This is a genomic window from Mycobacterium yunnanensis, assembly GCF_025823185.1.
Taxonomy (GTDB): Bacteria; Actinomycetota; Actinomycetes; order Mycobacteriales; family Mycobacteriaceae; genus Mycobacterium; species Mycobacterium yunnanensis.
This window is the reverse complement of record NZ_JACKVK010000015.1, coordinates 44588-69765: the sequence shown is the minus strand read 5'-3', so window position 1 is coordinate 69765 and position 25178 is coordinate 44588. Positions and strand designations below refer to the sequence as shown.

The window sequence follows — 25178 nt, the reverse complement described above, 5'->3', positions numbered from 1 at the left end:
TGCCAAGGTGGACACCCGCCGACTACAGTTGCTGCTCGCCCTCTCCCGGCTTGGCTCGATGCGTGCGGTCGCCGAGGCCCACCACCTCACCACCTCGACCGTGTCGCAGCAGATTGCGGCGCTCGCCAGGGACGCCGGGACCGATCTCGTCGAACCGAAGGGGCGACGCGTGCGCCTGACTCCGGCCGGCCGTCGACTGTCCGACCACGCCGTGACCATCCTCGCCGCCGTCGAGGCCGCGCGCGTCGACCTCGATCCGGACGCCGAGCCCGCAGGCACCCTGCGCGTCGGCGGATTCGCCACCGGCATCCGGGTGTCGCTGCTTCCCGTGCTTGCCGACCTCGCCGACACCCACCCCCGCGTCGACGCCATCGTCAGCGAATACGAACCCGTCGAGGCGTTTCGGTTGCTCGTCGACGACGACCTCGACCTGGCCCTGGTCTACGACTACAACCTGGCGCCGGCGTCACTGAATCCCGCGCTGGACGCGGTGGCCCTGTGGTCGACCCCCTGGGGCCTTGGCGTGCGGGCCGACACGACTCACGGCACCACCGCAGACCTGAGCGATTACGCCGACGAGACGTGGATCGTCAACTCGCGCAACACCGCCGACGAAGCCGCCGTCCGCACGCTGGCCGCCTTGACCGGGTTCACCCCGCGGATCGCCCACCAAATCGACAGTCTCGACCTGGTCGAGGATCTCATCCTCGGTGGTTATGGCGTCGGGCTGCTTCCGCTGAATCGGCCCACCCGCGAGGGTGTCTCGGTTCTCCGTCTCGCCGACCCGGCCGTCGTCATGACGGCGTACGCCGCCACCCGCCGCGGACGCGAGAGCTGGGCGCCGTTGCGCGTGCTGCTCGACGGTCTGTGTTCCGTGACCGGCTGCGCGCCGCCCCATCGGGACTGGCCGCGGCCCGCCGCGGCCGACCCCCCTGCTAGCCGGTAGTCGCCCTGGCCGCTAGCGGTGGTCGAAGCCTGGTGGGCAGCGCCGATGCGGCGACGCCGCTGCACGCGGGAGTGTGAGTGCACTCATCCAGCAGCGTCTCGAAAGGCTCGACCATGACGAAGACCACCGAAGTCCAGGGCACGCCGCACTCTCACACGACGCTCTCTCACACGCTGCGTGTCCTCGCCGCTGCGGTCGCCTCCGCGGCCGCCGTCCTCGGACCGCAGGCCACGGGGCTGGCCACGGCGGCCACGGATCCGTCCTGCGCGGCCGTCGAGGTCGTGTTCGCCCGCGGCACCTTCGAAGCGCCGGGCATCGGCGACACCGGTCAAGCCTTCGTCGACGCCCTCAACGCCAAGCTCGGTCAGCCCGTCGCCGTCTACGCCGTCGACTACCCTGCGTCGCTGGACTTCCAGGCTGCCGCCAACGGGGTTGGCGACGCCAGCCGTCAGATCGAGTCGATCGCGACGACCTGCCCCGACACCAAGATCGTCCTGGGCGGCTACTCCCAGGGTGCCGCCGTCGCCGCCTACACCACCGAGAGCGCGATTCCGGCCGGCTTCACCCTGCCCCCGGGGATCAGCGGACCCATGCCGGCCTCGGTCGCCCCCCACGTCGCCGCGGTCGCCCTGTTCGGCACACCGGACCCCTGGTTCTTGGGCCTGGTCGACCACAGTGCGCCGCCCATCGCCATCGGAAACGACTACGCCGCCAAGACCATTCAGCTGTGCAACGCCGGCGACCCGGTCTGCTCGCCCGGCGGCCTCGATCGTGCCGCCCACAGCGCGTACAAGAACAACGGCACCGCGGACCAAGCCGCGGCGTTCGTGGCAACGCAGTTGGCGTCGGCGCCTAGCTCCGCCCGCGACTCGGCCTGAGGGCACCCGACCCCGGTCAGCGCTGACCGAGGGTCAGGGACTGGGCGGTGCGGTAGCGATCGAGCACGTCCGGAGTGGGATCGGCGGTGAACGACGCCGTCTCCCCGACGGTCCACGCGGGCGGCTCGTCACCGCCCGAGATCGTCCACGCGGCCTGCCGCGCTGCGCCGAGCGCGACGTACTCCGCCGGCGACGGGACGTGGACCGGAACCCCCAGGATCGCCGGCGCAATGCGGCGTACGGCCTCCGACCGGGCGCCACCGCCGATCAGGATCACCCGTCCGGCGTCGACGCCCTGGTTCGAGATCTTCTCCACGCAGAACTGTATGGAGGCGAGTAGCCCTTCGACCGCTGCTCGGGCGACGTTGGCCGCCAACAGGTTTCGGGTGGTCACCCCGTGCAGCGCACCGGCAGCGTCAGGCAGGTTCGGCGAGCGCTCGCCGTCGAAGTACGGCACCAGCGACAGTCCCTCCGCGCCGGCGGGAGCCGACAACGCAAGCCGGTCGAACTCGTCGAACTCGACGCCCAGCATCTTGGCGACCGCAGCGAGCACCGGCGCTCCGTTGAGCGTGCACACCAGGGGAAGCTGACGGCCCGTGGCGTCGGCGAACCCGGCCACCAGTCCCTCTGCGTCGTGTGGAGCGGTGTCACCGACGGCACTGACGACACCGGAGGTGCCCAGGGACACCACACAATCACCCGGCCCCACTCCCAGGCCCAGTGCCGCCGCGGCATTGTCACCGGCGCCCGGACCTAGCACCGCACCCGTGGTGGTCCGGCCTGCAGCCTCCGACGGACCGACGACCGGGGGCACCAGCGGCCGGCGTCCCCGCATCGCGAGTTCGAGCAGATCCGGTTGATATTCGCCGTCCTCGGCCGCGAAGTATCCGGTGCCGCTGGCGTCGCTGCGATCGGTGCGAATGTCGGAGACGTCGCTCGACCCGGACAGTCGCCACGTCAGCCAGTCGTGCGGCAGGCACACCGCGGCGGTCGCGTCGGCGTTCTTCGGTTCGGCGTCGACGAGCCACCGCAACTTGGTGGCGGTGATCGCCGCGACCGGCACCACGCCGATGCGGTCAGCCCACTGCCCCGGCCCGCCGAGCTCCTCGACCAAGGCCTCGGCGGCGCGGCTCGATCGGGTGTCGTTCCACAGCAACGCGTCCCGCACGATGTTGCCCGCGCCGTTCAGGCAGACCATGCCGTGCTGCTGGGCGCCGACCGACACCGCGGCGACGTCGTCGAGACCGCCGGCCGCGGCAGCGGCGTCGCCGAGTGCCGCCCACCAGGCGGCAGGGTCGACCTCGGTGCCCCCGGGGTGCGGCGCCGATCCGGAGCGCACCGTCTCGCCGGTGTCGGCGTCACAGATCAAGACCTTGCACGATTGGGTGGACGAGTCGATACCCGCGACGAGGGCCACGCCGACCTCCTTTTGCTCTGGGAACGTCCACCTTAATGGGAAGTCCCACGGTGGAAACGGGCCTCGTCCGGTTGGGGTTTGCGACCGGTCCGCCCGGGGAACAGACCGCGCATGTTGATCCGACGAATAGCGCGTCCCATGCTGGCCACCACCTTCATCACCCGTGGTGTGGAAGCGCTCAAGAGCCCCAAACCAGCCGCCGATGCCGCCCGGCCCACCCTCGAAGGTCTCAGCAAGCTCCCGGATCCCGTCGGCCCCAACGTGCCGACCAACGCCGAGACCGTCGCCAAGGTGACCGCAGGCGTGCAGATCGGTGCCGGCCTGCTGCTGGCCTCCGGGAAGCTGCCCCGGCTGTCGTCCGCCGCCCTTGCCGTGAGCGTCGTGCCGGGCAGCCTTGGTAGCCACGCCTTCTGGAACGAGACCGACCCCGCCCGCAAGGCTGCTGAACGCCGTGCTCTCTTCTCCGACGTCAGCCTCATCGGCGGATTGATCATCGCGTCGGTCGACCTGGAAGGCCGTCCGTCGCTGGGGTGGCGCAGCCGGCGCGCGGCGCGCAAGGTGAGCGAACGCGTCACCAGTGTCCTGCCGTCGGAGGCGCCCAACGCGTTGATCGACCCCGAGCTGGTCGACAAGTGGGGCGAGAACCTGCAGTCCGGTCTGCACGTCGGGGCAGAACGTGGCCGCGAACTGGCCCATGTCGCCCTCGAGCGCGGCTCGGAACTCGCCGACGTCGCCCGCGATCGGGCGCCGGAGCTGGTGGAGGCGGCCCGCGACCGCGCTCCCAAATTGGCGAAGAAGGCGCGCAAGCGCGGGCTCGAATTGGCCGAACTGACCCAGGACCGCGGCAGCGAGTTCGCCGACGTGGCGAGCAAGCGCGGCGCGAAGCTGGTCGACGTCGCCCGCGACCGGGCGCCCGAGTTGGTCGAAGCGGCTCGCGATCGTGGCGCCGAGCTCGCCAGCCTGGCACAGGAGCGCAGCAACGAATTCGCGTCGCTGAGCCGCAAGCAGGCCAAGCAGACTCAGAAGGATCTCAAGCGCGCTCAGAAGGAATTGCAGAAGCGCGTCCGCTAGCGAGAACCACCGCATACGTCGAGGCGGGCGTCACCCGAGCCGGGTGACGCCCGCCTTAGTCGTCCACGGGCTTCTAGATCAGCAGGTCCAACAGGAGCACGACACCGAGACCGCTGACCGAGAGCACGGTTTCCATGATCGACCACGTCTTGATCGTCTGGCCCACGGTCAGGCGGAAGTACTGGTTGACCAACCAGAATCCGGCGTCGTTGACGTGAGAGAAGAACAGCGAACCCGCGCCGACGGCCAGCACGACGAGCGACACCTCACCGGTGGGCAGGTCCGCGACCAGCGGCACGATGAGCGAGGACGCGGTGATGGTGGCGACGGTGGCTGAACCCGTGGCGAGTCGAATCAGAACCGCGATCAGCCAGGCCAGCACGAGCACCGAGATGTTGGCGCCTTCGGCCCAGCGCGCCAGCAGCGTGCCGATGCCCGTGTCGACCAAGACCTGCTTGAAGCCGCCGCCCGCGGCCACGATCAGGATGATGCCCGCTACCGGCGGGAGCCCGGACTCGATGCACGACGTGACCTCGTTGCGGCTCATCCCGGCGCCGCGGCCGAGGGTGAACATGCCGACGACGACGGCGATGAGCAGCGCGATCAACGGGGTGCCGAGGGTGTCGAAGACCGTCCGCAACAGGTTCTTCTTGTCGTCGACGAAGATGTCCACGAGCGCCTTGCCCAGCATGAGCACCACGGGCAGCAGCACCGAGAACAACGTGACGGCGAACGACGGCCGGCGTCGGGTCTCGCCCTCGGTGAAGCGGTCCGCGTCGAAGGTGTCGGGTGCGTCGACGACGACCCACTTCCCGGCGAGCCGGCCGAACAACGGCCCGGCCAGGATGATCGTCGGGATCGCCACGGCGACACCGAGTGCCAGTGTGATGCCCAGGTCGGCGTCGAGCAGTCCGACGGCGGTCAGCGGGCCGGGGTGCGGGGGGACGAACCCGTGCATCGCCGAAAGTCCGGCCAGAGCGGGGATTCCGACGGTGATCAGCGACAGCTGCGACCGGCGTGACACCAGGTAGATGACAGGGATCAGCAGCACGAGACCAATCTCGAAGAACATCGGAAGACCGATGATCGCGCCGACCAAGGCCATCGCCCACGGCAGCATCCGCGGGGAGGCGTGGCCGACGATGGTGTCGACGATTTCGTCGGCGCCCCCGGAGTCGGCGAGCAGTTTGGCGAACATGGCACCGAGGGCGATGAGGATGCCGACACCGGCGGCAGTCTCACCGAAACCCTTGGTGAAGGACGCCAACACCGTGGTGAGGTTCTCCCCCGCGACCATTCCCACCACGAGCGCGCCGAACATCAGCGACAGGAAGGGGTGGAGCTTGACGATGGTGATGAGGACGACGATCACCGCGATGCCCGCGAGGAAGGCAAGCAGGAGGTGAGCGCCGGAGGCGACCGGCTCGGTGAGCTTCGGCGCGTCGTCGGCAAGCAGGGTGATTCCGTGGATCATTTCGGCTCCCGTTGGGTCAGCGCTACGTATTCGTTGACGATCGAATCGATGTCTTGATCGACGTCCACGTGGACGCCGCGTTCGTCGGGGGCCAGCGGTTCGAGGGTGGCGAACTGCGAGGCGAGCAACGAAGCGGGCATGAAGTGGCCGGGTCGGCTGGCCTGTCGTCGCCCGATCACTTCCGGAGTGCCGGCCAGGTGGAGGAACTCCACGTCGGCCAGGTGCTCGCGCAATTGATCGCGGTACGCACGTTTGAGGGCCGAGCAGCTCATCACGCCGCCGTCGGCGTGATCGGCCAGCCACGTCCCGATCGTGTCCAGCCACGGGCGACGATCGTCGTCGTCGAGTGCGTGTCCGGCGGTCATCTTGGCGATGTTTGCCGCGGGGTGGAAGTCGTCCGCGTCGGCGAACGGCACGCGCAGGCGTTGGGCGAGAGCCGCACCGACGGTCGACTTGCCGGACCCCGACACCCCCATCACCACGATTGGCCGCATTGCCCGTCTACCTCCCATGTGTGCCCATACCCGGTGTGCCAGGCATCACACAGCTTGCCCCAATGATCTGACCATTGCAAGTAAATGATCTAAAAATCAGTCTTTAAACCCATCAGCAAACTTTATGACAAGATGTATCGCGTGGCCGGACCCTCAAACGTCAGCGCGTTGCACGACAACGTGCTCACCGGGATCGGCGCCGAGATCGTCTCGGGCACCCTCCCGGCCGGTGAGGTGATCAACCTTGAGGGCGTCGGCGTTCGGTACGGCGTGTCTCGCAGCGTGGCGCGGGAGGCCATCCGGGTTCTGGAGTCGATGGGCCTCGTGGCGTCGCGCCGCCGCGTCGGCATCACCATTCAACCCGTCGAGCGATGGAACGTCTTCGACCCGCGGGTGATTCGCTGGCGTCTCGAATCCGGCGATCGCACGGTACAATTGGTGTCGCTGTCCGAACTGCGCCGCGGCTTCGAGCCGACCGCGGCCGCCCTGGCCGCCCGGCGAGCCGATCCGCACCAGTGCCGCATCATGGCTGCCGCGGTGTCGGACATGGTGATGCACGGCCGGTCCGGTGACCTGGAGTCATACCTGTTGGCCGACAAGGTGTTTCACCAAACGCTGCTCGAGGCGAGCGGCAACGAGATGTTCCGCGCGCTCAACGGCGTGGTCGCCGAAGTCCTCACCGGGCGAACCCACCACGGCATGATGCCCGAAAACCCGAACCCGGTGGCCATCGCGCTCCACGACGAAGTCGCCCGGGCCATCCGCCTGCGCGACGAAGACGCTGCGGAACGCGCCATGCGCAACATCATCGACGAGGCGATGACCGACGTCAGTCAACCTTCACGGTGACAATCGCTCGGCCGGCATCCGCGCGTGTCGGGCGCCGTGATGGTTGACTGCGCAGGTGAGCAGAACTCCGACGGTCGCGCGCAGGCTCTTCGACCGCTTCGAACCCGTCCATGCTCTGACGTACTTCGCGCCTGAGTCCCGCGAAGCGCTCGGCCAAGCCGGTTTTCGCGGGTTCTGGATGTGCTACTTCGCCGCACGGGCCGCCCCGCTCGGTGCGGTGGGCGCCGACGTCGTCACCGCGGTGTTCTTCAATTTCGCACCCTCGCACGTGGCCCGTGCGCTGCCCGCCGCGTGGGAGTTCGCCAGCCCGGCCGACGCGCTCGGGGCGCGGGAGACCTCCGCGGTCGCCGCCCTGAACCGGTGCGGTGTCGTCGACGGACCCGACGTGCGGTCCGCTGCGGACCTGCTCGCCGCCGCCGCGGCCACTGCACCGCTGGACGGCCGCCCGCTCTTCGCCGCCAACCGCGCGCTGCCGTGGCCGGACGAGCCCGTCGCCCGGCTGTGGCACGCCAGCACGCTGCTGCGCGAACAGCGTGGGGACGCCCACGTCGCCACGCTCGTCGCCAACGGCGTCGGTGGCCGCGACTGCAACGTGCTGCACGCGCTGGCCGACCGGGTGCCCCGGGAGTTCATCGTGCGCAGCCGGGAGTACGACGACCAGGAGTGGCAGTCCTGCGTGGCACGCCTGACCGACCGCGGATTCGTCGACGCACGTGGCGCGCTGACGGATTCGGGTCACGCATTCAAGCAGCACCTCGAGGACACGACGGACCGGTTGTCGCTGTCGGCCTTCGACACCCTCGACGACGACGACCTGCGGGTGCTCTTTCGCACGCTGACCCCGCTCACCAGGGCGGTGGTCGCCGGTGGCGACATCCCGTCGGCCACCCCGATGGGGTTGCGCCGTGACGACCTCGACGACGACGACGCGCACCTCTCCTAGCGCGGACCGTACATGATCAACCCGACCCCCAGCAGGCAGACGACGGCGCCGGTCACGTCCCACCGGTCGGGCCTGAAACCGTCGGCGACCATGCCCCACAGCAGAGAGCCGGCGATGAAGATGCCGCCGTAGGCGGCGAGCACCCGTCCGAAGTTGGCGTCGGGCTGGAATGCCGCCACGAAACCGTAGGCGCCGAGCGCGAGCACCCCGGCACCGGCCCACGCCCAGCCGCGGTGCTCTCGGACGCCCTGCCACACCAACCAGGCGCCACCGATCTCCAGCACGGCCGCCATGACGAACAAGAGCACTGACTTGAGGACGGTCACGTCTGGTTGCGGTTCCATTCGAGCCAGCCCACGCCGCTGCGGCCGTCCGCCGTCGTCACCGTGGCCCAGGCGCGCGGGAATCTGCTGACCCGGCCGTCGGGCGAGACCAACAGCACCGGTGCGTGGCCGCGCACGTCGACGGTGGCAATGACGTCACCCGGCGTGATCTCCAGGGTGGTGCCGACCGGTAACTCGTCCTGGCCGAAGGTCTCTCGCGCGATCACCGTCTGCACCTCGACGACTTCCCCCTCGCGCTGGACGTACCCGGCGGCCATCCGTGGCGCACCGGGGATGCGGAGGTCGAGGCCGTGGACGTGGGTGCCGTCGTCGAGGTGCAGCGCGCTCCACACCCATTCCATGCTCCACCAGTCCCGTGCGGCCCAGGAATGGTCGCGTTGACCTGGCACCGTGGTGAACTCATACGTCTTACCCTCTGCCCGAACGGTTCCCGACACCGTGCACGGAATTTCGTACCGCGTCGAGAGCCGGTACTGATACGGCGTCCCGGCGGTGGTCCACACCAGGTCCACCTCGAGGTCGACGGGCCTGCCCGTAAGGCCGGCGAGGAGGTCGGCCGGGTCGTCGTAGGCTTGGCCCCTGCCTCGCAGCGACAGTCGATAGGACTGCAACGGCGAGGTGGCCTCCAGTTCGAGGTCGACGCCGTCGGCGTGCACGCGAGTGTGGTCATCCGGCAGCGGAGCCTCGAAGTCCAGGACGGCGATCGTCGGCAGGTGGGGGCCGCACAGCAGGGCGTTCACCCAGGCATGCCCCTGATTGGGGATCAGTCCGAGACGGAACCATCCGCCGACCTCCTGACCGGAGTCGACGAAGTCGAAGTACCAGCTCTCGCTCCACAGTGGTTCGTCAGACGGTTGGTGGCGGCCCTCGTCGTCGACGTTGGGCTGCAACGGTTCTGGGTGCGACGGCGCAGGCAGGATGGACAGCGCGTCGGTGTCGAGGACGTGCTGACAATGGCGCGCGATCATCGTCAGGAACATTCGGTCGCCCCGCTCGGTGCGCTCGACGAGCATCGGCGACACGATGGACATCATCACCCCGAAGAAGCTTTGGCGACGGACACCGTCGCGCACCTCGTCGAGGCTGATGGGAGCGTCAGGACCGAGTGCGTCATGATAGGTGCGCAGCAGCGCCTCGCCGTGTTCGCGGCGTCGCGCCGGGGGCAGCGAGCATCCGAGGAAGTAGGAGACGTCGGTCAGCGCGGGTCCCCACGTGACCGTCTGCCAGTCGACCACGGTCAACGGACGCTTGGCCCCCTCCTGGCCGAACAGCATGTTGTCCAGCCGGAAGTCGCCGTGAACCAGACCCTGTGGGCGGTCCGCCGCAGCCTCGGCGGCGACGTAGTCGTCGAACGCCGCGACCAGTCGCTCGCATACCTCGAGGTGCTCCGGCGCGATGTCGTCGCGGTAGCGCTCGAGGAATCCGGCGTACAGAGCGGCCATCAGGCCCTGGTTGAGAGGCGATTCTCGATTGAGCCACTGCGCGTCGGCCAGCGCGGAGTCACCCAACAGCGGCCCGTGCACGCGACCGAGCTGGCTGAGCGCCAGCGTGGCCTCATCGATTGTGGCGCCTGAGATTTCGTCGCCTACGACCGCCGGCGTGGCGTCGCTCAGCAGCAGGTCGAAGGCTCCGGTCGCGGGGTCGTAGGCGGCGTGATGGCACTGTGAGATCGGTCCGCCCAGCGCCGGTGCGACGTCGGTGTAGAACCGGACTTCGCGTTCGTAGAGCCCCATGGCAAGCCCGGTCTGTCGGCTGCTCGGATCGGCGGCCGCGACCTTCAAGACCACCGAGGCAGGTCCGCTCCGACCGCCGGTGTAGGTCAGCCCGATCCGGTAGCACTCGCTCATTTGGCCGGTGCCGATGCGGTCGACGGTGAAGTCGCCGATCTCCCCTGCGCCCAAGGTGGCGGTCAGCCACTCGACGGTCAGATCGGCGGCGCGTTCGACGAGGGCATTGGCGAGGAAGGGTTGCACGGCGACCACGTTAGTTCAGCAGAGTGCGCTCTCGCGGGCGTTTGCACCGGCCAACTTGACGGGCGTCAACTGTGGCCGTGGCAGGTGTCGGGCGGTGTGGCGGCCACGTCCAGCGACGGGTTGCGGTCGAAGAATCCAAACGGCTTGAGCCAGAAGGAGACGACGTCGACGGGCATCACCGGCCAGTCCTCGGGCCGGGTGACGTGATGCAAGCCGAAGACGTACCAGAGCACGACGTCGGTGTTCTCGATGGGACGGTTGGCCTTGGTCCACTCCCCCAGCCCGGTGTCCCTGCTGGACTGGTTGACGAATTCTCCCGCAGGCCAACGCTCGTCAGGTGAGTTGGGGGTCACCCACAGCGTATGACCGATCACGTTGGCGCGCTTGAGCACCGGCGAGTCGGCGTCGAACATCGCCGGGATGGCTCCGCCGGGGACCAGCTTGTAGGAGGGGTGGGTCCCCAGGCCGTTGGTCACGTTGGGATTGACCACCTTCCAGGCCCGCTGGGTCGCGAAGTCCACGTCCTGCATGCCCTCACTCTCACTGCGCAGCGGGACGTTTCGCGTCACGAGCGACAGGCCGTAGGGGTTGTCGGGACCCGTCGGCTCGGCATGGGATTCCGACATGACGACGGTGTTGTCGGAGCCGTCTACGTCCATGTCGAGGCGGGCCACCAGGAAGTGTTGGTGGAACGGCGCGTACGTGCGCTCGTCGACCAGGGTGCCGTTCGGATTCGGGGCGCCGACGGCCAGCGGGGTGGTGACCATGATGCCGGTCGCGCGGACCTCGCATTCGATGTTGCCGTCCTGGTACAGCCGCCAGTAGACGAGGTATTCGTAGTTGGCGACCGTCACGTGGAACGAGATGGTCAGGCGGCGCATCCTGCGGACCTCGGCTCCCGAGTCGTGGTCGACGTGCTTCCACAGCACCGCGCCGTCCTCTTCGTGGATGCAGATGGCGTTGGTGATGGTGTACGGCTCCCCGGTGCTGTCGTGCATGACCGCGTCCAGGTAACGAATTTCGCCGAGGCAGTCGCAGCCGAGCTCCAGCGAGGTCGTCATGAAGCCGAGACCCCATTCGCCTATGTCGAAGGCGGTGCGACGGTAGTGGTCGACCGACGAGTCGCGATACGGAACGATCATCTCGGCGAACGACATTCGATGGGCGATCGAGCGCTCGCGATTGCCGTCGCGGTAGCGCACCGTATGCAGCGTCATGCCTTCGCGGTAGTTGAATCCGATCCGCAACGACCAGTTCTGCCACTTCAGCAGGTTGCCGTCGATGGTGAACGACGGTCCCTCGGGCTGCGTGATGAGCAGTGGCTTGAGCGGCTCCCGCGTCGACGCGGAACGGATGCGCTCCGGAACGTGTGCCGGCGCGTATTCGCCCATGACGTCGGGTGTTTCGACCCCGCCGTCGTCTTCGACCCGCAGCACCTCCATGGCGTTGAGGTCGACGACGCAGTGCAGACCGCTGACCAGGTGAGCGTAGGGGTTGGCGCCGGGCCCGTCCTTGCGCCAGGTGTCGGACCACCCGAGTCGGCGGTCGCGGAACTCGGGCGGGGCGACCGCGTCGCCGAAGGTCCAGGTGTCCATGAAGACGGTGTCCAGATCGGTGATGCCCCGCTTGGCCAGGGCGGCGATGACCTCGGGATGCCTGCGCAGAAGCTCGTCGCATTCGACGAACTCGTCGACGGTGAAGTTGGCCTGAACCCCCGGGACGTGGTCGAACGTCTCGACCCGGTCGTCGGTCAGCGAGACCACCGCCTTGTAGGTGCTGTTGGTCGAGCGGTCGAAGCAGATCACCACGGCCCGACGCGGGGGCACGTCGCCGACGTCCTCGAACCGCGCCAGCTCCGCCTTGGACGGCTCCACCAACTCCATCGAGGCGAATCGCCATCCCCGCCCGGTCCCCGACGTGGGGGTGGCCGTCACCTGATGTTCACGGCGCAACACCGCAGCGGCAGCGCGGAATTCGTCGGAGGACAGTGGGTCGAGTGGGTGCGTCACCTCATTACTCGACCACGTCGACGGCGGCCGCGCGAGGGGATCGTCGAAACGCTCGCCCCGGCGTCAGCTGGACGTCAGCGTGAACCCCTCCCAGGCCAGCCTGCGGTCGGCGTTGGGATCGTATTCGAGGCGCGAATGACGGTCGAAGATCATGACCGGGCGCTCGTCGGCGGTGTACCGAGGCCAGTCCTCACCCGGTGACCCGGTGCGGCTGAAGGCCCGCCACCTGTTCTGCACGTCGTTGGACACCCGACGCGCGGAGCGGCGGTCGGCCACCGCCGTCATCAGTGACCCGAACCGCGTGCGATAGACGTCGAAGACGGCGAACAACTCGGTGGCGTGGGTGGCGCCGAGACCCGACAGGTGGAACGTGCGCGGCGCGTAGTCATAGCGGTAGACGTACGTCGGCGCGTGCTGACCATGTGCCACGGCGATCTCCCATGCCGCCGTCCCAAAGGCGAAGTCTCCGCCGAGCCGGACGCAGGCCGAGGGGCTCGGATAGCCGGGGTAGGCCTTCGTAATTCGCTCGCGCACTGCCACGTCGCTGTCGGCGAGCAGCATCTCGATCGCCGGCTCGGTCGTCGGCAGCAACTGAAGGAACCGGGTGAACAACCGCCCTTCGTCGGCGTTGGTCCCGACGATCAGCGGCACGGGGTGTGCGTCACCTGACCGCATTACGGCCAATGGGTCTCGCGGCAGGAATTCGGTGTCCCAGGTCGGACCGACCGGGAAGGCGCCACGCATCGACTTCATCCCGTCGATCATGAGCTGGTCGAGCGCCTTGACCAACCGTGCCGGGCTGGCGGACATCACGGCCGCGGCGCCGTCCTGAGGTGTCGCGTCGAGCAGGCGCGCAAAGTCGTCGGCAAAGGAGTCGGCGACGGTCTTGCTGCCCGCCATGCCGCTGGCGGGACTCTCCGAAATGGCGTGCGAGAACAGTCCCTTCGCCGCAGGCGTGGCCAGCAGGGTGGCGACGGCATGTGCACCGGCGCTCTCCCCGAAGATGGTCACGTTGTCGGGGTCACCGCCGAACACGGCGGCGTTGTCGCGGACCCAGCGCAGGGCCATGACCAAGTCACGGAGGAACAGGTTGTCCTCGATCGGGTGCTCCGGTGTGGACAGCGACGACAGCTCGAGGCAGCCCAGTGCCCCGAGCCGGTAGTTCACCGAAACGTAGACGCACCCCCGACGCGCCAGCGAGGCACCGTCGTAGATCGGGGTGGCGGAGCTGCCGAGGATGTAACCGCCGCCGTGGATGAAGAACATCACCGGTAGCGGTTCGTCGGACGGCTTCTCCGGCGCGACGACGTTGAGCGTCAGACAGTCCTCGCTCATGGGTTGAAACTTGCCGATGCCCAGCAGGGTGTACTTGCGGTCCTGTGGAGCGCAGTAGGTGAACCCGTGGCAGTAGCGAACCCCTGGCCACGGCTGAACCGGCCGGGGCGCACGCAGTCGCAGCGGCCCCACCGGAGGGCTGGCGTAGGGAATCGATCGCCACCGGTGGACCCCGTCGGCGGTGAAACCCTCGATCACGCCGCTGTCGACGGTCACGCGAATGGTGCGTTCGTGCATGTCCCGACGTTAGCGAACAATACGAACCCGGAGGTGCCTGACGGGCCGTTCGGGTTGGTACCGCTACCCTGTGCGTCATGCGAATCGTCCTGCTGATCGGCATGTCCGCGCTGGTGGCGGGCTGTTCCGGCGGAGCGGGCGGGCCGGTCGCCAGCACTCAGGGCGTGCCGTCGGGCTCGCCCCAGACGTCGACCCAGACCTCCACCAGGACGACGGCTGCGCCCACGAGTCGGCCCTCACCGGTAGCTGCAGCGCCCCGCCAGGGTGCCTCGATCGCCGACGTCAGCGCGTGGATCGAGGCCGGGACGCCCGTCGACGTGGCGGGCTACCGGACGATGACCCGCGACGGTCAGTCGACCACCCTTGGCGACGGTGTCGCGTTCACCACCGCGGGCGCCGAGACCAACTGCGTGACCAACCGCTACCAGGACGGTGCGCTGGCCTGCCTGGTCAAGTTGGCCGATCCACCACCGCGGCCGCCCGGCATCGAGACGGCGTGGAAGGCCAACTGGGTCGACTTCACCGGCACGACCGTCGACGTGGGATCACCCCACGGCGATCCCGGCCCCTTCGTCGACGGCACTGGTGCCGAACTGGCCGCCGGTCGAAGCCTGGCCTTCGGTGACTACCGGTGCCGCGCGGACGCGGCGGGACTATTCTGCGTCGACTACGCCCATCAGACGGCAATCGCCTTGAGTGCCAGGGGCGTCGAGCCGTTCGGGTGCCTGCGGAAGACCGCGCCGCCGGCGGACATCGGCCTGCGGTTCACCTGCTGAGGGGTTCGCCTTCGGCCCTCGCCGAGACCTCGGCAGGGTCCATGCCGCGGCCCCTGCCATGGTGACGGCGGCCCCGGCCAGGCCCGCCGCCGCGGCGGCGCCGATCAGTCCAGGCGAGCTGGCGAACACCATGAACCCGAAGCACGACGCCAACCCCAGCAGAGCCGCCGTCGGGTAGGTCCACGGACGTGGTGCACCGAACCACGTCGCGACGAGCATGCCCAGCATCAATGCCACGAGGTGACCGACGTCGGTGAAGTCCTGGTCGACGACGACTGCGGTCACCGCCACGGCCACCCACCAGCCCATCCACGCCGGTCGCCAGCGGCGGGGTATCGCCGGGGTGATGGCACCGAGCACCGCGGTCGCGCCGTAGCTCATCCCGACGTCGGCGGTGCGGGTCACGCTTCGGGGCAGCCAGCCGTAGGTGACCGCGACCCACAGTCCGGCGGCCACCACCAGCGTCGCACCGACGTGGCCCACCGCGAAGGCGATGATCAGTCGGCGGCTGCGCCACAGCAGTTCGGCGAGCGCGAGCAGGCAGATCAGGCCCGGGAGCCAGTCGGACAACGGGCCCGCGTCGACGACGAACGCGCTGCCGAGCAGCGTGCCCAAGTGGCCGTGCCGGAGATTGTGCAGATTGGTACTGGCGTGCAGGATGATGCGGTCCTGCACCGCGGGGTCGAGGCTCACCAGGGCCACGGTGACGACGGCGAGGACGACGGCATAGCCCACGGTCACCCGGACGCGGGCCAGTCGAGCGAGGATCGCCGTTACCATCGCCACCGACTATGCCCCTGGCGCCTCGGCCTCGGCCTCGTCGCTACCTGGCAGATCCCTGCGGGTCTTCACCCAGTACATCACCAGGTCGCCGGGAACCCCGGGGGTCTTCGCCGAGAACAGTTGTCTACGCACCCGTTTCACCGTGACACCCAAGGCGTCGAAGTCCTCGTCGGAGATGCGCTCCAGGGTCGCATTGGTCACCACCAAACCACCCCTGGTGGCGCGGTCCATCACTCGGGCTGCGACGTTGACGTCGACGCCCAGCCAGTCCGAGCCGATGCGCTGCGGCCGACCGGTGTGGATGCCGGCGCGCATCAACGGCGTGTGACCGCCGACCTCGACGGTCTTCACGGCCTCCAGGGCTGCCAGCACCGACTCGACGGCGGTGGCGGGATCGCGGAACACCGCCATCGCGCCGTCACCCATGCGCTTGACGATCCGGCCACCTGCCTCCAACAGCGGTGGCTCGGTCACCTGGGTGACCCGCCGGACCAACTTCAGCGCGGCGTCGTCGCCCGCGCGCAGCGACCAGTCCGAGAACCCGACGAGATCGGTGAACACCAGCGTCACTTCGGGATTGGCCGGCTGGCCCGACACTCGTTCGGTCAGCGCCTGCCACACTTGGAGTCCGGCGAGGCTGACCTCGCGCGACGCGGCGTTGCGGTCGAGGATGCGGTCGGCCGCACGCGCCGCCGCCCTTGGGCCGCCGACACCGGCCACCGACAGGGGGTCCCCGAAGTCGGGGTCACCGGGCAGCATGCGACGGGCCCGTCTGACGAGCGCGACGATGCCCTCGTCGTGGTTGGTGTTCTTCAACCAGCGCAACGGACCGCCACGGTCACCGGACCGTTCCTCGAACGATTCGGCCTCCACGCCGACCAGCCTAAGTGTCTCTCCTGGCTCGAGCCGTGGGGTGTCGCTCACATCGCGACGGCCGATCGAGATCGGCCCAGGTCGCAGCCGTATCACGTACCGGTGCTCAGCGCGATGGCCCGCATCCCCATGTCGGCGACGGCACGTGCCTCGGTGTCGTTGAGCGGCCCCAAACCGTTGAACATCCGAAACACGACCGGCCCGAACAGCAGGTCGATCGTCAGTTCTGGATCCAGGTCGGGTCGCAGCTGGCCGCGCGATTGCCCCTGCCGTATGAGCGCGGCGGTGGCGGCGCGTCGCTGCGAGAAGAATGCGTCGCGCAACGTAGTCGTGCCTTGGTCCTGGCTCGGCGCGGCACCAAGGATTTGTGCCACGACCCGGCCTCGAGCGCTGGCGTAGAAGCGGGCGAGCCGGCGAACTTGGTCGGTAAGGTCCCGCACCGCGTCCCCAGAATCCTTCACGGGAACCGCTGTGGTGGCGATGTCACCGTAGGCCGACGCCGCCAGATCGAAACCGTTCGTCCAGTGCTTGTAGATGGTGGCCTTGCTGACCCCACTTCGCCGAGCCACTTCGTCGACTGTGAACCCTGCGACTCCCCGCTCATCCAACAAACCGACGGCCGCGTCGAGCACTGCTCGTCGCGCCTGAGTGCTCACCGGCCGGCCACGCTTGCGGCCCACGGGCGGTTCGGCGTCGAGCGACGCTTCGGTCTTCGGCATGCCCGACATGATAGTGAACGATGCGTTTGCATAAATGGAGTTGATCGCCATGGTCACCGTGGGAGCGCGCATCGCACGGTCACTCGCTCGAAACACGTTGCGCGCGTATCGCCTCTGCAACCGCGCGTGGTGCCTCGTGCTGCGGAAAGTGTCCGACGCCGGAAAGCTCGACCACCTCGGCCCGCGGCAGGAGCATCTTCGCCTCCTCGAGGACGTGGCGGCCCGACACCGGGTCGTCCAGTCCCCAGACCAGCTTCACGGGGCCATCCCAGGCGGCGAGGGCGGCCTCCCACTTCTGGTGGTGGGCAGCGCGTTCGGCGTTGTATTCGATGTGCAGGTACGCGAGTCGGTGGCCATCAAGGTAGGACATGCCGATCCACAGGTCGTCGAACTCGGCGTCGGTGAGCGCGGCTCCGCGTACTCCGTCCAGCCCCGTTCGGGTTCGGGATGCGGTGATGCGACTGGCGACCAGTCTGCCGACGATCGGGATGATCAGCAGCTTCTGCAATCGCGTGGGCCGGTACGCGCTGTAGACGATGCCGCAGTTCAACACGACCACGGAGTGCACCGCGAACGCGAGGCCGTGAGCCAAGCTGCGGTGAAGGAGTTCCTGACCGACGATTCCCCCGTAATCATGGACGACGAGGCGTACTTCGTGGACGTCGAGGTGGGCCAAGAGATCTGCGACGGTGTCGGCGGATTCGTCCACCGTATAGCGATAGGGGTGCGGCTTGTCCGAGACGCCGTAGCCGAGGAAGTCCATGGTGATCACGTCGTGGTCGCGCACGAGATCGGCGGCGACCGCCGCGTAGTCATAGGACCAGGTCGGAAACCCGTGCAGCAGAAGCACTGTCGGCCCCCGGCCGCGGCGGCGATACGCGATGCAATGCCCGCGGCGGCTCTGGAACGTCTCGTTCTCGTCGATCCATGCGCGGGCCGCGGGCACGCTGGTTGCGGGATGTTCGTGATCGTCGATCATGGGCTGTCCTTCGTGTGAGGCGGCACCGCCGCGATCGAGATTCCGCTTCCCCCGGCGAGGTTCGTCGTTGCATACAGTCTTTAATTGACATACAAATGTGTATCACGATGCAATTCTGTCGATGGGATGTCAAGTGTGGGTTACGCTCGATCGAAGGCTCGAAACGGGAGGTCGACGACCAATGGCTCGCTTGACGCGCATCGAGCAGAAGGCGGTGACCCGCCGACGACTCGTCGACGCCGCTAGCCGCGTCTTCAGCCGAGTCGGGTTCGAGGCGGCACCCATTGACGTCATCGCCGAAGAGGCAGGGTTCTCCCGGGGTGCCTTCTACTCCAACTTCGAATCCAAGGACGACCTGTTCGTCGAGCTTCTCGGCCGCCATCTCGATGAAGAGATGGACACGCTCGGTCGATCACTGGACCGCATAACATCCGCTGCCGATCTGGCTCCGGCAATCGAGCGCCGCTATCAAGTACTCGGTGGTGACAGCAGCTGGTGCCTACTGACCACAGAGTTCCAGCTCTATGCGATGCGCGGCGGTAGCAAGGCGGCCGAGTTCGCAGAGATCTACGAACGCTACCGACAGCGCCTTGGCGAGCTCATTGCCTGCCACTTCAATCGCCTCGGTGTCAGCTCCGACCTCACTCCGTACGAATTTGGCGTCTCTCAGATCGCCCTATCCCATGGTCTGGCGTTGCAGCGGGCAGCAAACGACTCCTTGGACAAGAGCCTCCCGGCGCGAGCGCTCGCCACGTTCATGCGAGGGGCCATCGCCGACACGGCGCGCCCACCGTCGCCCTAGCCCCATGACTCCATCGAGCCGTTACGAAGAATTCCTGGCGCTGCACCACCAACCCCGTGCCTTCGTCATGCCCAATGCGTGGGACGGGCTTTCGGCTCTCATCCTCACGCAGAGCGGTTTTCCCGCCCTCGGCACGTCCTCGGCGGCCCTGGCGGCCACCGTGGGCCGAGTCGCCCCTCGACCGGTGAGCGTCGCAGTGGGCACCGTGGCTGAGACGCTGACCGTCGACGAATTGTCTTCTCTTGGAGTCAAGCGAATCAGCACCGGGCCGGCCCTGTACCGGCACGTGGCCGCCGCATTGCAACGTGCTGCCAAGACCCTCGTCGGCGGCGACGTCGCCGGGGCCACCTCGGGCATGACGCACGCCGAGATGACCGCCATCATCAGCTTCGGACCCGAGCGCTTACACGGGCGTTGACCAGCACGGTCGTCAGATCCTCGCGAAATCCGTTGCGGCCGCTCGGGTTCGCTCGGCCTCGGCAGTCTCCGCCAACGATGCTGCCTTCTGCGCCATCAGGGCCACGCTGTCACTGCCGAGCGGCAACCGTAGCGGCGGGTCGTCGGCTGCGGCCAACGCACGGATGGCGGCCACCGCCTTGCCCGGGTCCCCCGGTTGCTTGCCTTCGAGCCCGTCGATCGCGTGCTGCAAGGCTCCGACGGTCTCGGTGTAGGCGTCGTCGGACGTCCTCGGTCGACGCTGTTCGTGGTGCGCCAGGAAGTCGGTACGAAACGATCCTGGTTCGACGACCGAGACCTTTATCCCCAGCGGGGCTAGTTCTGCACGCAGCGCCTCGGAGATCGCCTCCACGGCGAATTTGGTGGCCCCGTAGATACCGCGGCCTGCCCCCACGGCGATACCGGCGCTGGAGCCGATGTTGACGATGTGCCCGGATCCTTGCGCGCGCAGGGTTGGCAACACGGCACGGGTGACGTTGAGCACGCCGAAGACGTTGGCGTCGAAGATCGATCGCACCTCGGCATCCGACACCTCCTCAATCGCACCGAAGACGCCGTAGCCGGCGTTGTTGACCACGACGTCGACACCGCCGAATCGCCGAACTGCGTTCTCGACCGCCGAAGCTGCCTGCTCTTCGTCGCCGACGTCGAGGGCCTGGACCGAGAGTCGGTCGCCGGCATCCGAGAATGCTCCGGCGACGCCCTCCGGCCGGCGGGCTGTCGCCACGACGTTCTCGCCAGCCTCCAGCGCCGCCGCCACCAAGAGACGGCCAAAGCCACGGGACGTTCCCGTGATGAACCACGTTGACATGGCATTCCTCATCTCGTGTCGTCGAGCCGGTCCAAGGTCGAGTCGGAAGCCGCTTCCACCGTGTTTCTCAGCCGCGAAAGGGCCTCCTCCGCAGCGCCGCCCGGTTCGGCGTGGTACACCACGAGGTGCTGTCCGGGAGCATTTGCGACTGTGAGGTTTTCAAAGGACAGCGACAACGGCCCAAGGATCGGGTGCTCGAAGTGCTTCGTCTCACCGCGCTTGGCTCGCACCTCGTGGCGACTCCACAGCGAGGCGAATTCGGAGCTCCTGACCGACAATTCGCCTACCAATTCGACGAGCCGACGGTCGTCTCGTCTAGCGCAGTCGATGCGCAGGGCCGCCACGCAGCCTTCGGCGATGAGCGCCCAGTCCCGGTAGAAGACCCGCGCCGCGGGGTCGAGGAAGATCGCCCGCAGCAGGTTGGTCTCGTCGCCGAGCCAGCCGAAGAGCGCACGGCCCATCGAGTTGACGGCGAGTAGGTCCAAATGGCGGTCGTACAGGAGTGCAGGTGTGTCCGTCCATCCCTCCATCAGCGCGACGAGGCCCGGCGCGGCCGTCTCCGGCCGAGACGGGTCTGCGGCTCCGCGGGGCGGCGGTGGTCCCACCAGCGCTCGCAGGTACGCGTTGGCCTCCTCGTCGAGCAACAGGGCGGCCGCAAGGGCGTCGAGGACCTCAGTCGAGGGCCGCACGTCACGGCCCTGCTCCAAACGCACGTAGTAGGCGGTGCTGATGGACGCCAACATGGCGACCTCTTCGCGGCGCAGGCCGGGGGTGCGCCGCGAACCGTTGGGCAGGCCGTGCTGCGCGGGTGCCACCAGCGCGCGTCGGGCTCGGAGGAATTCGCCCAAGTGCGGCATTACGCGATCCGTGCCTTCACGTTAGGTCGGCTCTTTCGTTCCTGGGTAGCCCCAGCAGGTGCACCCACGTTGGGACCATCGGACAGCCGCCCCGCCCGAGGTCGCCTAGGGTGTTTCAGGACCACCATCCACTGACGGAAGAGATTCGAATGCAGTTGTCGCGCAGGACGTTGGGCCTCGCGGGTGTTGCGAGTGTGGTGGGGCTCGGCCTGAGTGCGCGGTCGACGGCTCTCGCCCGCGCAGACGATCTGGCGGTGGCGGAGATTCGGGCGCGCAGTGTCGTACTCGTGCACGGCCTGTATGCCGACGGATCGTCCTGGATCGACGTCGTCCCGCACCTGCAGGATGCCGGCCTCGTCGTCGCGGCCGTACAGAATCCGCTGACGACCCTCGCCGATGCCGCAGCCGAGACGCGCCGCGTCTTGGCGCTGCAACCGCGCCCGACAGTGCTCGTCGGGCATTCGTGGTCGGGCACCATCGTCTCCGAGGTGGGCGGAGACGACGGCATCAGCGCGCTGGTCTACGTTGCCGCTCGCGCACCCGAGGCGGGCGAGGACTTTCCGGCCCTGGCGAAGCAGTTTCCCGCTCCACCCGCTTCCGCTGGAGTCGTCACTGCGGCCGACGGTTACGCGCAACTCGACGAGACCACCTTCCTGACCGACTTCGCAGGGGACGTGCCGACGCAGCGGGCCCGGGCGCTGTTCGCGGTGCAGGGCCGCAATCTCGCCACGCTGACCAGCGAGCGGACCACCGCTGCGGCGTGGCACGACCGGCCGACTTGGTACCAAGTCTCGACCAGGGACCGCACGATCGATCCCGAACTCGAACGCTTTCTGGCCCGACGGATGGGTGCACACACCGTCGAGCTGGACACCTCTCACCTGTCCCCGGTGACTGAACCCGGCCCGGTGGCCGCCGTCATCTTGGCGGCCGCCGGCGTCAGGTGATTCGAAGCGCTCGACCTGGCGGTGACCGCGTCCAGGACGGCCGCCGCGAAGTCGTCCGGTGCCTCCACCGGGGTGAAGTGGCCGCAGCCGACGACGCGAAGTTCTAGCTCGGCGAAGTAGTCCTCCAGGTGGTCGGCCCATTCGCGCCGGATCAACGCATCCGTGCCGGGCCACAGCACGATCGTCGGTGTCGCGATGCGAGCGTTGCGCTTTGGCGGCGTCTCGTGCAGCGCCGTGTTCACCGCCCCGGCCCCGGCGCGGTAATAGTTCACGGAGGCTACGAGAGCACCGGAGATCGCGTAAATGTCCGTGAGACGGTCGATCTCAGCTTCGTCGGGGCTGAAGTCGGGTCCCGTCCAGTGATTCCAGAAGTAGCTCAGGTACGCGCGGACGGCGTCGGACCGTCCGTCGAGCGTCTGCTCGACCAACGGAAGTTGATGAAAGGCCTGGTACCAGTACTCGCGTTGGGTGTCGGGGTCGAGGATGCGGGAGCGCACGCCGGGCAGCGGGGGTGACAGCACCAGGTACCCGACGCGGTCGGGGTGCCGTTCGGCGACCTCTCGAGCCACCCGTCCGCCGACGTCGTAGCCGGCGAGCACTACTTGGTCGACCTCGAGTTCGTCCATCAGGGCCACGACCGAACGGGCCTGCGCCGCAACGTCGTACTGCTCCACCGGGTCCATGTCGTGCTTGTCGGACTCCCCGAACCCCCTCAGGTCCGGCACGATGACGTCGGCGCGGTCACGTAGCAGATCGGTAACGGCCCGGTAGTCGTGCCGGTCACCGGGCCAACCGTGGAGCAGCACGACGGGGTGCCCGGCGCCGGTACGGTCGTAGGCCAGGCGGAACCCGTCGACGGCACGGACTTGACGTTCAGTCATGTACCACTTCCGGGTTCGTCTTCTGGATTACCTCGACGAGTCGCTGGAGCCGCACTGCGTCACGGGGTCCCGGTGCGGTGTGAGTGTCGTCGCGGACGTCGTCGCGTAGCGCGGCGTAGACCCCGGCGGTGTTGACTGCCACGGCCGGCAGCGACGCCAATTCACCGTGTTCCACGTCGACGCGTTCACCGTTGACCGTGAGCACGAGGGTCCCAGCCTGAAAGCCGGACGGGCCGCCGCCGCTGAGGGTGATCACACCGTCGCGACCCACGACGTCGAGGCGGAAGACCGCATCGTCGACGGGTCGTCCGCCGACGACGTCGGCGGCGAGCACACCGCCCCCGGCGAGTCTGCCCTGGACGAGGATGTGATCGGCGATGGTGCGTTGACGCGTCGTGGTCGAACCGGCCACCGACACCGTCGGGTACTGAATGGACGTCATCGCCGAGCACGACGTCACGTACCCGGCCAGGTGGGTGGCGAGGTCCAGCGTGTGGCCGCCCATGATGGTGGGCAGGTTCATTCCGGTAGCTAGATCCTCCAGGTAGAGAGCGGACTGGTCGACGACGCTGCCGAAGGCCGCCACCGCGGAATGAACTGTGGCATAGAGAATCCCGCCAATGTCGCCGCGGCTGATCCGCCGCAGCGCCTCGACGGTGGCGGGGCTCTTGCGGCCCTGCAGCCCGACGGCCACATGGCATCCGGTCGCGTCGGCGAGGTCGGCGATCTCGGCGGTCTCGGCCACGGTCGAGGCCACGGGCCATTCCGTGATGACGTGTTTTCCTGCGCGGAGGGCCGCGATGATCAGCTCGTGATGAGACGACACCGTGCTGGCCACCGCCACGACGTCGACGTCGTCGCTGCGAATTAGATCGAGGGGGTCGACGTACGCCGCGGGTGCGTCGAATGCGGCGGCGGCCTTGGCGGATTCTGGGCGCCTTGTCGCCACCGCGACCAGTTCTAGTCCGGGCAGCGACTGGATGGCGGGTACGTGGGCAGCCCGCGCCCATCCACGCTCCGCGTTCGCGCCGATCAAACCGACACCAAGCTGAGTGATCACGAGAACCTCCATCCGGGACAATTTCTAAACGTATCGTTCAATTTAGCGAGCTCGCACTCTTTTGTAAACGTGTCGTTCAGAAATGGAGTTCGCGATGGCCGTGGATCGCCCGGCTGCCAGCGACACGTCGGGCGATCGTGGACAACGCGCGTTGTCACGAATACGTTGGGAGGACGACCCGACCTCGTACGGCTGTGAGGACGAAGTGCCCCTGGATTCCACGACGCCCCACGGAATTGCGACGCCTACCGAGCCGTTGGGCCCCGATTCCCTTACCTGGAAGTACTTCGGCGACCTTCGCACCGGCCTGCTTGGCGTCTGGATCGGCGCCATGCAGAACATGTACCCGCAGCTCGGCGCCGGCGTGGAGGAACACTCGGTGCTGTTGCGAGAACCACTGCAACGGGTGGCGAGGTCGGTCTATCCGATCATGGGCGTGGTCTACGACGGCGACCGCGCCTCCCACACGGGGGCTCAGATCAAGGGGTACCACGAGACCATCAAGGGCACCGACGCCCACGGCCGTCGGTACCACGCCCTCGATCCCGAGACCTTCTACTGGGCGCACGCCACGTTCTTCATGCTCATCCTCAAGACCGCGGAGTACTTCTGCGGCGGCTTGACCGAGGCGGAGAAGCGTCAACTCTTCGACGAGCACGTCCAGTGGTACCGGATGTACGGCATGAGCTTTCGACCGGTGCCCGCCAGTTGGGAGGACTTCCAGGTCTACTGGGACACCACGTGTCGTGAGGGGCTGGAGATCAACCAGGCAACATTGGACATCTTCTCCATCCGCATCCCCAAGCCCTGGTTCGTCGCGCTGCCCACCCCGGTCTGGGACCAGTTGTTCAAGCCGATGGTCGCCGGACAACGGTGGATCGCCGCCGGCCTGTTCGCTCCCGACGTTCGCGAGAGAGCGGGCATGCGCTGGACTCCGGGCGACGAGGTGGTGCTGCGCCTGTTCGGCAAGCTGGTCGAGTTGGCGTTCGTCGCGGTGCCCGATGAAATCCGCTTGCATCCACGGGCATTGGCGGCCTACCGGCGCGCGTCCGGTCGCGCGCGGGCCGATGCCCCGCTCGTCGAGGCTCCGGCCTTCATGGGTCCCCCTCGCGAACGCCGGGGTCTGCCGGTGCATTACGTCCCCGGCGGTTCCGCGGCATCGGCGCTCGTCGAACGGGCCGGTTCACTGGTCCACACCACGTTCTCCCTCGCCGGCCTCCGTCCAGCGCGCGGTCGGCGTGCGCACCGAAAGGCAGCCTGAACA

General features: G+C 68.0%; 24 protein-coding genes. 9 read left to right on the top strand and 15 right to left on the bottom strand.

The genetic code is table 11. The annotated features are described in order from the left end of the window. Window positions 1-7: 7 nt before the first annotated feature. Both H7K45_RS28610 and H7K45_RS28605 read left to right on the top strand, forming a co-directional pair. A complete protein-coding gene (locus tag H7K45_RS28610) occupies window positions 8-946 on the top strand; it encodes a LysR family transcriptional regulator (protein WP_263999552.1) in 939 nt (312 codons plus the stop codon). A 113-nt stretch (window positions 947-1059) separates the two neighbouring features. Continuing rightward, window positions 1060-1824 carry an alpha/beta fold hydrolase gene (locus H7K45_RS28605; protein WP_263999551.1) on the top strand — a complete coding sequence of 255 codons (765 nt, stop codon included), beginning with the start codon at window positions 1060-1062 and terminating at the stop codon, window positions 1822-1824. Between the two features lie 16 nt (window positions 1825-1840). On the opposite strand, the gene H7K45_RS28600 is transcribed toward H7K45_RS28605, so the two are convergent. Then, window positions 1841-3241 (bottom strand): xylulokinase, encoded by a 1401-nt coding sequence (locus H7K45_RS28600; protein ID WP_263999549.1) that lies wholly within the window; start codon window positions 3239-3241, stop codon window positions 1841-1843. A 111-nt stretch (window positions 3242-3352) separates the two neighbouring features. Here H7K45_RS28600 and H7K45_RS28595 point away from each other — a divergent pair, with 111 nt between their 5' ends. Further along, complete coding sequence (locus tag H7K45_RS28595; protein WP_263999548.1) at window positions 3353-4312, top strand: DoxX family protein; 960 nt, start codon at window positions 3353-3355, stop codon at window positions 4310-4312. A 73-nt stretch (window positions 4313-4385) separates the two neighbouring features. On the opposite strand, the gene H7K45_RS28590 is transcribed toward H7K45_RS28595, so the two are convergent. Then, window positions 4386-5786 carry a GntP family permease gene (locus H7K45_RS28590; protein ID WP_263999547.1) on the bottom strand — a complete coding sequence of 467 codons (1401 nt, stop codon included), beginning with the start codon at window positions 5784-5786 and terminating at the stop codon, window positions 4386-4388. Further along, window positions 5783-6280, bottom strand: coding sequence for a gluconokinase (locus H7K45_RS28585; protein WP_263999546.1), 498 nt, complete (start codon window positions 6278-6280; stop codon window positions 5783-5785). Before H7K45_RS28585 ends, H7K45_RS28590 begins: the two co-directional genes overlap by 4 nt. A 141-nt stretch (window positions 6281-6421) precedes the next feature. Between H7K45_RS28585 and H7K45_RS28580 the strand changes: the two genes are divergently transcribed. Continuing rightward, window positions 6422-7129: a FadR/GntR family transcriptional regulator gene (locus H7K45_RS28580; RefSeq protein ID WP_263999545.1), complete on the top strand. Its 708-nt coding sequence runs from the start codon at window positions 6422-6424 to the stop codon at window positions 7127-7129. 55 nt (window positions 7130-7184) lie between these two features. Continuing rightward, on the top strand, window positions 7185-8072 hold the full coding sequence (locus H7K45_RS28575; RefSeq protein ID WP_263999544.1) for an SCO6745 family protein: 888 nt from the start codon (window positions 7185-7187) through the stop codon (window positions 8070-8072). Here H7K45_RS28575 and H7K45_RS28570 read toward each other — a convergent pair. The 8 genes from H7K45_RS28570 to H7K45_RS28535 all read right to left on the bottom strand — a co-directional run bounded on the left by H7K45_RS28570 (window position 8069) and on the right by H7K45_RS28535 (window position 18100). Then, window positions 8069-8416, bottom strand: a complete 348-nt coding sequence (locus H7K45_RS28570) for a YnfA family protein (RefSeq protein ID WP_263999543.1) — start codon at window positions 8414-8416, stop codon at window positions 8069-8071. The two genes, H7K45_RS28575 and H7K45_RS28570, sit on opposite strands and share 4 nt — an antisense overlap. Then, the gene (locus H7K45_RS28565) at window positions 8395-10389 is read right to left on the bottom strand and encodes a DUF7064 domain-containing protein (RefSeq protein ID WP_263999542.1); all 1995 of its coding nucleotides are present in this window, start codon (window positions 10387-10389) and stop codon (window positions 8395-8397) included. The genes H7K45_RS28570 and H7K45_RS28565 overlap by 22 nt, the downstream gene beginning before the upstream one ends. A gap of 65 nt (window positions 10390-10454) precedes the next feature. Continuing rightward, a complete protein-coding gene (locus tag H7K45_RS28560; protein ID WP_263999541.1) occupies window positions 10455-12398 on the bottom strand; it encodes a primary-amine oxidase in 1944 nt (647 codons plus the stop codon). 63 nt (window positions 12399-12461) lie between these two features. Continuing rightward, window positions 12462-13970 (bottom strand): carboxylesterase/lipase family protein, encoded by a 1509-nt coding sequence (locus tag H7K45_RS28555; RefSeq protein ID WP_263999540.1) that lies wholly within the window; start codon window positions 13968-13970, stop codon window positions 12462-12464. A gap of 653 nt (window positions 13971-14623) precedes the next feature. Next, window positions 14624-15526 carry a rhomboid-like protein gene (locus H7K45_RS31620; RefSeq protein WP_308206443.1) on the bottom strand — a complete coding sequence of 301 codons (903 nt, stop codon included), beginning with the start codon at window positions 15524-15526 and terminating at the stop codon, window positions 14624-14626. Window positions 15527-15535: 9 nt separating this feature from the next. Continuing rightward, window positions 15536-16474 (bottom strand): adenylate/guanylate cyclase domain-containing protein, encoded by a 939-nt coding sequence (locus H7K45_RS28545; RefSeq protein WP_372512679.1) that lies wholly within the window; start codon window positions 16472-16474, stop codon window positions 15536-15538. 20 nt (window positions 16475-16494) lie between these two features. Next, window positions 16495-17172, bottom strand: a complete 678-nt coding sequence (locus H7K45_RS28540; protein WP_263999620.1) for a TetR/AcrR family transcriptional regulator — start codon at window positions 17170-17172, stop codon at window positions 16495-16497. 28 nt (window positions 17173-17200) lie between these two features. Continuing rightward, the gene (locus H7K45_RS28535; RefSeq protein WP_263999538.1) at window positions 17201-18100 is read right to left on the bottom strand and encodes an alpha/beta fold hydrolase; all 900 of its coding nucleotides are present in this window, start codon (window positions 18098-18100) and stop codon (window positions 17201-17203) included. Window positions 18101-18281: 181 nt separating this feature from the next. Between H7K45_RS28535 and H7K45_RS28530 the strand changes: the two genes are divergently transcribed. Together H7K45_RS28530 and H7K45_RS28525 are read left to right on the top strand one after the other, a co-directional pair. Continuing rightward, window positions 18282-18902 carry a TetR/AcrR family transcriptional regulator gene (locus tag H7K45_RS28530; RefSeq protein WP_263999537.1) on the top strand — a complete coding sequence of 207 codons (621 nt, stop codon included), beginning with the start codon at window positions 18282-18284 and terminating at the stop codon, window positions 18900-18902. Window positions 18903-18906: 4 nt separating this feature from the next. Continuing rightward, complete coding sequence (locus H7K45_RS28525) at window positions 18907-19320, top strand: isocitrate lyase/phosphoenolpyruvate mutase family protein (protein WP_263999536.1); 414 nt, start codon at window positions 18907-18909, stop codon at window positions 19318-19320. Window positions 19321-19332: 12 nt separating this feature from the next. Here the strand turns inward: H7K45_RS28525 and H7K45_RS28520 are convergent, their stop codons facing one another. Both H7K45_RS28520 and H7K45_RS28515 read right to left on the bottom strand, forming a co-directional pair. Continuing rightward, window positions 19333-20169, bottom strand: a complete 837-nt coding sequence (locus tag H7K45_RS28520) for an SDR family NAD(P)-dependent oxidoreductase (RefSeq protein ID WP_263999535.1) — start codon at window positions 20167-20169, stop codon at window positions 19333-19335. Window positions 20170-20177: 8 nt separating this feature from the next. Beyond that, window positions 20178-21026, bottom strand: a complete 849-nt coding sequence (locus tag H7K45_RS28515) for a helix-turn-helix transcriptional regulator (RefSeq protein WP_263999533.1) — start codon at window positions 21024-21026, stop codon at window positions 20178-20180. 149 nt (window positions 21027-21175) lie between these two features. Between H7K45_RS28515 and H7K45_RS28510 the strand changes: the two genes are divergently transcribed. Continuing rightward, the gene (locus H7K45_RS28510; RefSeq protein ID WP_263999532.1) at window positions 21176-21973 is read left to right on the top strand and encodes an alpha/beta fold hydrolase; all 798 of its coding nucleotides are present in this window, start codon (window positions 21176-21178) and stop codon (window positions 21971-21973) included. Here H7K45_RS28510 and H7K45_RS28505 read toward each other — a convergent pair. Next, entirely contained in the window at window positions 21904-22854 is a 951-nt protein-coding gene (locus tag H7K45_RS28505; RefSeq protein ID WP_263999531.1) for an alpha/beta fold hydrolase, read from the bottom strand. The two genes, H7K45_RS28510 and H7K45_RS28505, sit on opposite strands and share 70 nt — an antisense overlap. Beyond that, complete coding sequence (locus H7K45_RS28500) at window positions 22847-23914, bottom strand: Gfo/Idh/MocA family protein (protein ID WP_263999530.1); 1068 nt, start codon at window positions 23912-23914, stop codon at window positions 22847-22849. The genes H7K45_RS28505 and H7K45_RS28500 overlap by 8 nt, the downstream gene beginning before the upstream one ends. A 94-nt stretch (window positions 23915-24008) precedes the next feature. On the opposite strand from H7K45_RS28500, the gene H7K45_RS28495 reads away from it, so the two are divergent. Continuing rightward, entirely contained in the window at window positions 24009-25175 is a 1167-nt protein-coding gene (locus H7K45_RS28495; protein WP_263999529.1) for an oxygenase MpaB family protein, read from the top strand. The last annotated feature ends 3 nt before the right edge of the window (window positions 25176-25178 follow it).

Coding starts and splice junctions, on each gene's coding strand:
- H7K45_RS28605 (WP_263999551.1), top strand. CDS start 1,060: ATGACGAAGACCACCGAAGTCCAGGGCACGCCGCACTCTCACACGACG.
- H7K45_RS28595 (WP_263999548.1), top strand. CDS start 3,353: ATGTTGATCCGACGAATAGCGCGTCCCATGCTGGCCACCACCTTCATC.
- H7K45_RS28590 (WP_263999547.1), bottom strand. CDS start 5,786: ATGATCCACGGAATCACCCTGCTTGCCGACGACGCGCCGAAGCTCACC.
- H7K45_RS28585 (WP_263999546.1), bottom strand. CDS start 6,280: ATGCGGCCAATCGTGGTGATGGGGGTGTCGGGGTCCGGCAAGTCGACC.
- H7K45_RS28570 (WP_263999543.1), bottom strand. CDS start 8,416: ATGGAACCGCAACCAGACGTGACCGTCCTCAAGTCAGTGCTCTTGTTC.
- H7K45_RS28555 (WP_263999540.1), bottom strand. CDS start 13,970: ATGCACGAACGCACCATTCGCGTGACCGTCGACAGCGGCGTGATCGAG.
- H7K45_RS31620 (WP_308206443.1), bottom strand. CDS start 15,526: ATGGTAACGGCGATCCTCGCTCGACTGGCCCGCGTCCGGGTGACCGTG.
- H7K45_RS28540 (WP_263999620.1), bottom strand. CDS start 17,172: ATGGCGATCAACTCCATTTATGCAAACGCATCGTTCACTATCATGTCG.
- H7K45_RS28535 (WP_263999538.1), bottom strand. CDS start 18,100: ATGATCGACGATCACGAACATCCCGCAACCAGCGTGCCCGCGGCCCGC.
- H7K45_RS28530 (WP_263999537.1), top strand. CDS start 18,282: ATGGCTCGCTTGACGCGCATCGAGCAGAAGGCGGTGACCCGCCGACGA.
- H7K45_RS28525 (WP_263999536.1), top strand. CDS start 18,907: ATGACTCCATCGAGCCGTTACGAAGAATTCCTGGCGCTGCACCACCAA.
- H7K45_RS28520 (WP_263999535.1), bottom strand. CDS start 20,169: ATGTCAACGTGGTTCATCACGGGAACGTCCCGTGGCTTTGGCCGTCTC.
- H7K45_RS28515 (WP_263999533.1), bottom strand. CDS start 21,026: ATGCCGCACTTGGGCGAATTCCTCCGAGCCCGACGCGCGCTGGTGGCA.
- H7K45_RS28510 (WP_263999532.1), top strand. CDS start 21,176: ATGCAGTTGTCGCGCAGGACGTTGGGCCTCGCGGGTGTTGCGAGTGTG.
- H7K45_RS28505 (WP_263999531.1), bottom strand. CDS start 22,854: ATGACTGAACGTCAAGTCCGTGCCGTCGACGGGTTCCGCCTGGCCTAC.
- H7K45_RS28495 (WP_263999529.1), top strand. CDS start 24,009: ATGGCCGTGGATCGCCCGGCTGCCAGCGACACGTCGGGCGATCGTGGA.